5 protein-coding genes are annotated in these 4,636 nt (G+C 45.1%); 1 reads left to right on the forward strand and 4 read right to left on the reverse strand.

Annotated elements, in window-relative coordinates:
* Positions 1-532: 532 nt before the first annotated feature.
* Together ACTHUT_RS14240 and purD are read right to left on the reverse strand one after the other, a co-directional pair.
* Positions 533-1,102: an L-threonylcarbamoyladenylate synthase gene (locus tag ACTHUT_RS14240; protein WP_250601677.1), complete on the reverse strand. Its 570-nt coding sequence runs from the start codon at positions 1,100-1,102 to the stop codon at positions 533-535.
* Between the two features lie 72 nt (positions 1,103-1,174).
* Positions 1,175-2,446, reverse strand: a complete 1,272-nt coding sequence (gene purD / locus ACTHUT_RS14245) for a phosphoribosylamine--glycine ligase (protein ID WP_003686582.1) — start codon at positions 2,444-2,446, stop codon at positions 1,175-1,177.
* A 139-nt stretch (positions 2,447-2,585) separates the two neighbouring features.
* Here purD and ACTHUT_RS14250 point away from each other — a divergent pair, with 139 nt between their 5' ends.
* The gene (locus ACTHUT_RS14250; protein WP_003747758.1) at positions 2,586-2,897 is read left to right on the forward strand and encodes a DUF4298 domain-containing protein; all 312 of its coding nucleotides are present in this window, start codon (positions 2,586-2,588) and stop codon (positions 2,895-2,897) included.
* Positions 2,898-2,951: 54 nt separating this feature from the next.
* On the opposite strand, the gene ACTHUT_RS14255 is transcribed toward ACTHUT_RS14250, so the two are convergent.
* Positions 2,952-3,563, reverse strand: coding sequence for an IMPACT family protein (locus ACTHUT_RS14255; protein WP_250599322.1), 612 nt, complete (start codon positions 3,561-3,563; stop codon positions 2,952-2,954).
* A gap of 61 nt (positions 3,564-3,624) precedes the next feature.
* Entirely contained in the window at positions 3,625-4,557 is a 933-nt protein-coding gene (locus ACTHUT_RS14260) for an electron transfer flavoprotein subunit alpha/FixB family protein (protein WP_250599320.1), read from the reverse strand.
* Positions 4,558-4,636: the final 79 nt, after the last annotated feature.

Raw genomic sequence — 4,636 nt, forward strand, 5'->3', positions numbered from 1 at the left:
TAAAAGGTCGTCTGAATGCTTTGAATATCAAGTTTCAGACGGCCTTTTTATGTTTTGATGGAAATTTATCTTCAAATTTATCCACAAATTTTGTTTATTCAAAAATAATTTATTACAGCGATTCATCTACGCTCAAAATTTGCTTCATTCTTTGTAAGAGCATTTCACAAAATACTGCTTTCTACTCTATTTACTGACTTACTATCTGCTCAATCGATCTGTATTTACAGACTGCTATGCATCAAACTGGATCTGCACTCAATGCTTTTCACAAAGGTATTCCAATCTTTTGGAAAAAATTTGCTTCTCCAAATAAATACTTTTCCTTTGATAATACAGCCCGAGACCTTTGCAATAACATAGGTTACTAAAATTTTATGCTCAATCTCATTTTCAAAATGCAAAACCTTTCTGATTTTTCCTACTTTTTGCTCAATATTAGGAGGGTTTTAGTCAATTGAAAATTTTTTGGCGCATTTTTATGCGTCAAATTTCGTTAATAGACTATTTTTGCAAAGGTCCCAGCCCTTCTTTAACGCAGCCTTGCTCCTGTTTCTCCGTCAATAATCTGGCTAGGCGTTTTCTGCTTACCTATCAATCCGCCTACAACCCAGACTTTCCTGCCAAACTGTCTTCTGACTTCCCTTTCCGTTTTGCATGCCCGTTTGCCTGCACGATTGCATGAAGTAGAGACTAAAGGCATTTCCAAAACCTGACACAAACGCCTTGCACCTACATGCGCAGGAACCCTGACAGCCAATTTACTGCGTCCTTTCCCACGCAATGAGGGCAATACTTTTTTGCTGGCCGGCAATAAGAAAGTTTTCGGAGCCGGCCATGCTTCATGAAGCATGGTTTGGATATTTTCAGACGGCCTTTGCAGCAAAGGTTGCAACTGTTCCAAGCTATGGCCAATGACAATCATGCCTTTGTGTTGCGGTCGTTTTTTCAGATGAATCAGTTGATTGAGCGCTTTGGACAAAGTAGGGACACAACCCAAGCCATAGCAAGACTCGGTAGGATAGGCGACCAAACCGCCTTTTTTAAGATGCGCCTGCAGCTTGCGTTGGGCTGCAGCCGATAAAATTCTGGGGAACATCATCATAATACCAAGGCCGTCTGAAACTGAGATTGACAGACAATCTGTGTTCAGACGGCCTGTTTCTATTCATTATTAACGGTTGATGGCTTTATCGGCAATGTCTTTACGGTATTGCATACCGTCAAAACGGATTGTTTCCAATGCCTCATAAGCCTTGCTTTTAGCTTGGGCAACATCATCGCCCAAACCGACTACACACAACACACGGCCGCCGTTGGTTACCACTTCGCCTTTTTCATTCGTTGCAGTACCGGCATGGAAAACTTTACCGATTTGATTGGCCTTATCCAAGCCAAAGATCACATCGCCTTTTTTCGGAGAATCAGGATAGTTTTGTGCGGCCAACACTACGCCTACCGCAGTCTGCGGATTCCATTCGGCAGTAACACTATCCAGTTTGCCGTCGATTGCCGCCTCAACCAAATCCACCAAATCGCTATCCAAACGGCTCATAATCGGCTGGGTTTCAGGGTCGCCGAAACGGCAGTTAAATTCGATGGTATAAGGCGCACCAGTTTTATCAATCATCAAGCCCGCGTATAAAAAACCGGTAAATTCATGACCTTCTGCTTTCATACCGGCCACAGTCGGCAAAATAATTTCATTCATAGCGCGCTCGTAAACATCAGGCGTTACCACTGGAGCAGGGCTGTATGCACCCATACCGCCGGTATTAGGGCCTTTGTCGTCATCCAACAGGCGTTTATGGTCTTGACTGGTTGCCATCGGCAAAACATGATTGCCGTCCACCATAACGATAAAGCTCGCTTCCTCGCCTTGCAAGAAATCTTCAATTACGACTCGCGCGCCTGCATTACCCATTTTGTTGCCCAACAACATATCGTCGATAGCAGCATGAGCTTCATCCAAAGTCATGGCGACAATCACGCCCTTACCGGCAGCCAAACCATCCGCTTTAATTACAATCGGCGCACCTTTTTGGTTGACGTAATCATGTGCCGCATCGGCATTTTCAAAGGTTTGGTATTGTGCGGTTGGAATCTTATATTTTGCCATAAATGCTTTAGCAAAATCTTTTGAACTCTCCAGTTGGGCCGCGTATTGAGTCGGGCCAAAAATCTTCAATCCGGCAGCACGGAAGTCATTCACCACGCCCGCCGCCAAAGGAGCTTCAGGGCCGACTACGGTAAAGGCAATATTTTCATTACGGCAAAAATCAATCAAATCTTGATGCGCCGTCAACGCTACATTCTGCAGTTTAGGCTCAATTGCCGTTCCGGCATTACCAGGTGCAACAAAGACAGTTTCTACTTTAGACGACTGCGCCAATTTCCAAGCCAGTGCGTGTTCACGTCCACCATTACCAATAACGAGCAATTTCATACCATCTCCTTGAAGAATAGATGTTGTAAATAAAATTCAATCGATGGAATATTGTTCCATCTTGCCTAGCTGTTTCAAATTAAGAATAATATCGCACCAAGACAACCATACTCTAATTTCAAATAACTAAAGGAAAATCATGCAAAAACGTATTGACGAAATTCAAAGCAAATACCGCGAATGGTGCGAATTACTGCCGCAACTGGAAGCAGATATCGCCCGCTGGAAACATGCCGCAAGCCTCATGCAAGACATGGATGACTTCTATACCAACGAATACCAAGCATGCCATCAGGCCATTGAAGAAGGGGCAGATGTTGATTTACGCACACAGGGCGAATACAGCATTATGAGCGAAGATGCCCTATGGAACGCACTGGGGGAATTTCATCAACTGGCTTGGGAACACCTGCGCTCAAGCGTAAATGCTTTAGACAGATACCAAGGCTAAAACATCAAAGGCCGTCTGAAACTTTTGATTTCTCAAATATGTTCAGACGACCTTTTATTCAAACGGCTTCTCAGTATCTACTTCAATTTGGCGCGTATTTTTCCAAGCAGCAATACAAGCTTCATAATCGGCCAATGCTATTTTCACTGTCAACTTACAATCCAGCTGCAAATCCTGTTCCACAATATCGGCCTGATATTGTTTGGCAATCCGTATAGCCTCATTCAAAACAGGATATTCACACTTCAACCAAACTGTCTTTTCGACATTTTCTTCAACAACTTCAGCTATCGCCAATGCCTGAGCTGTTGATTCCTTATAAGCATGAATCAGACCGGGAACACCCAATAGAGTACCGCCAAAATAGCGTACAACCACAACCAACACATCCGTTACGCCGACAGAATCAATCTGCCCCAGAATAGGGCGGCCTGCGCTTCCGGACGGTTCCCCATCATCGTTTGCGCGAAACTGCATTCCATCCACACCCAATCGATAAGCATAGCACCAATGTCTTGCCTTGTGATGCTCTTCCTTTAATGGGTCGAAATACTTCTTCACATCGGCCAAACTGCGGATCGGATAGGCGTATGCGATGAAGCGGCTGCCTTTATCTTTAAATTCAGCCTGTGTCGGAGTGGTGATGGTTTTATAGGTCGTAATCATGCCAAAATATTTTCAGACGGCCTTTGTTATAAAAGTCCGTCTGAACGTTTCACGTGAAACATTAGTTTTTCAGTGCTTCAGTCAGTTGAGGTACAACTTCAAACAAATCACCAACCAAGCCGTAATCTGCCACATTGAAAATCGGAGCGTCAGCATCTTTGTTGATGGCAACAATCACTTTACTGTCCTGCATACCGGCAACGTGTTGGATGGCTCCGGAAATACCGATAGCGAAGTACAGTTGCGGCGCAACCACTTTACCGGTTTGTCCGACTTGGGCATCATTTGGCGCATACTCGGCATCCACTGCCGCACGGGAAGCACCAATCGCGGCACCCAACGCATCCGCCAAAGGAGTCAACACTTCATTGAATTTTTCAGCACTGCCCAATGCACGGCCACCGGAAACAATCACTTTTGCCTGAGTCAATTCAGGGCGGTCAGACTGGGAAAGTTGACGGTTTACAAAACGGCTCAGGTTTTGAGCAGGCGTTGCCTCAACATTGACCACTTCCGCATTACCGCCTTGTCCGGCAGCATCAAATGCGGTTGCACGGAAAGTCAGCACCAGTTTTTCAGAATTGGATTGAACAGTTTCAAATGCATTACCGGCATAAATCGGACGGACAAATGTCGAGTTATCCACAACTTCGGTTAAATCCGAAACTTGTGGCACATCCAACAGGGCAGCTACTCGGGGCAACAGATTTTTACCGAACGCAGTTGCAGTTGCAGCCACATAGCGGTAATCCGCAGCCAGTTTAACAACCAAAGGCGCTAATTCTTCTGCCAAACCTTCAGTGTAATAGGGTGCATCGGCTACCAGAACTTTCGCTACGCCTGCAACCTGTTTCGCCTCTTCAACCACCGCAGCAGCATTGCTGCCGGCAACCAATAAATCTACATTACCCAATTTGGCGGCAGCCGTTACCGCATGCAAAGTGGTAGGATTCAAATGTTGGTTATTATGTTCCGCAATAATCAATACGCTCATTTCATACTCCTTAGATCACTTTGGCTTCGTTTTTCAGCTTTTCAACCAACTCGGCAACATCAGCCACTTTCACACCGGC

This window comes from Neisseria sp. P0022.S010 (genome assembly GCF_051956635.1).

Coding starts and splice junctions, on each gene's coding strand:
- ACTHUT_RS14260 (WP_250599320.1), bottom strand. CDS start 4,557: ATGAGCGTATTGATTATTGCGGAACATAATAACCAACATTTGAATCCT.
- ACTHUT_RS14255 (WP_250599322.1), bottom strand. CDS start 3,563: ATGATTACGACCTATAAAACCATCACCACTCCGACACAGGCTGAATTT.
- ACTHUT_RS14250 (WP_003747758.1), top strand. CDS start 2,586: ATGCAAAAACGTATTGACGAAATTCAAAGCAAATACCGCGAATGGTGC.
- purD (WP_003686582.1), bottom strand. CDS start 2,446: ATGAAATTGCTCGTTATTGGTAATGGTGGACGTGAACACGCACTGGCT.
- ACTHUT_RS14240 (WP_250601677.1), bottom strand. CDS start 1,102: ATGATGTTCCCCAGAATTTTATCGGCTGCAGCCCAACGCAAGCTGCAG.